Origin of the sequence: Endozoicomonas sp. ONNA2, from assembly GCF_024606365.1 — a bacterium.
Lineage (GTDB): Bacteria > Pseudomonadota > Gammaproteobacteria > Pseudomonadales > Endozoicomonadaceae > Endozoicomonas.
On sequence record NZ_JAHHPO010001094.1, the window covers coordinates 1 to 1,255 of the forward strand.

Annotated in this window: 1 protein-coding gene; it reads left to right on the plus strand. The window is 42.6% G+C overall.

Annotation, left to right across the window (positions count from 1 at the left end):
* Positions 1 to 74: 74 nt before the first annotated feature.
* Entirely contained in the window at positions 75 to 815 is a 741-nt protein-coding gene (locus KDK14_RS19560) for a 4'-phosphopantetheinyl transferase (protein ID WP_257266891.1), read from the plus strand.
* The last annotated feature ends 440 nt before the right edge of the window (positions 816 to 1,255 follow it).

Sequence of the window (1,255 nt, forward strand, 5' to 3'; positions counted from 1 at the left end):
CAATTGCCGGGAATGCCAGCACAAGGAGTCAGAAATATATGATTTCATATGGTTAGCTACTTAAACAATGACACATGATTGATGCATTATCAGAGAACAAGAACCTTCATGGTTTGAAGGATACAGATCAGCAGATTCCATGGCCCCATTTAATGAAGCAGAATATGTGTTTTACCTCAGGGCGGTTTGATCAAAGTATTGTTTGCGAAGCTACAATAGCTAGCTTGACCCAATCGCTGCCGGAATCGTATTTTTCTTCTGTCAAAAGCCGTAGGGCTGAGTATTTAGCGGGAAGAATGTGCGCTGCTGATGCAATAAATCGGTTACTGGGTTGCTGGTTAACACCCGGTAGTAGTATATCAGGTGCACCCATCTGGCCGGAAGGCGTAGTTGGGTCTCTCAGCCACAGTGATCATGATGTTGCTTCTGTCGTGATGAGTGCTTATGGTCAATTGAAGGGTATCGGGCTTGATTTGGAGCAAATTGTACCTTATGACCAGATAGATGCGCTGATGGATTTGGTATTATTGCCTGATGAGAGAAAACGATTTGTTGTAAAAGAGTTTTCGCGTTGGCTACAGAGAATAAATACCTCCATGGTTTTTTCTCTTAAAGAGAGTCTTTTCAAAGCATTATATCCACTGGTCGGTAAGCGCTTTTATTTTGATGCTGCAGAGGTGCTGAATTGTACTTTAGGTGGGCTTGCATATCTACAGGTTATTGAAAATTTATCACCATCATACGGACATGGTTTTCAAGCATGTGGATACAGTTGTCTTCATAGAGGCAATATATTAACTATTGTATATGTTTGATTTGTTTTCCTTTTTTCTGCCAGCCGTATGGCACACAAGGTTCTTGTGTAAATCCAGACTCATCAAATAAAACAAGTTGATTAATTCTTTCTGCTCAACTTCCTGAGCGCCTTCCAATGCAGTCTTACAACAGGGCAGCCAGTTTCAGAGCTTTGAGAAGTACTGCTTTCTGTGGCCATTTTTTCTTTTTGAGAAATTGCAGGTAAGTTTCTCCGAGTGTTGTATTGTTTAACGTAACGGGCTCCGGGGGCATTGCGCCTTGAAGCGCGTACAATCTTATGACCTGAAATGGTCGTCACGGTAAAGCTGTGGTCGGCAGCCGTGTACCGAGTCTTGCGTGGTGGAAGGTAACGAACACTGCGAAGCGTAGACAGGGAGATAACAGGCCATAAGTAGTTAACCAAATGAAATCATATTTTCTGACTAAGTGGCCAGTCACT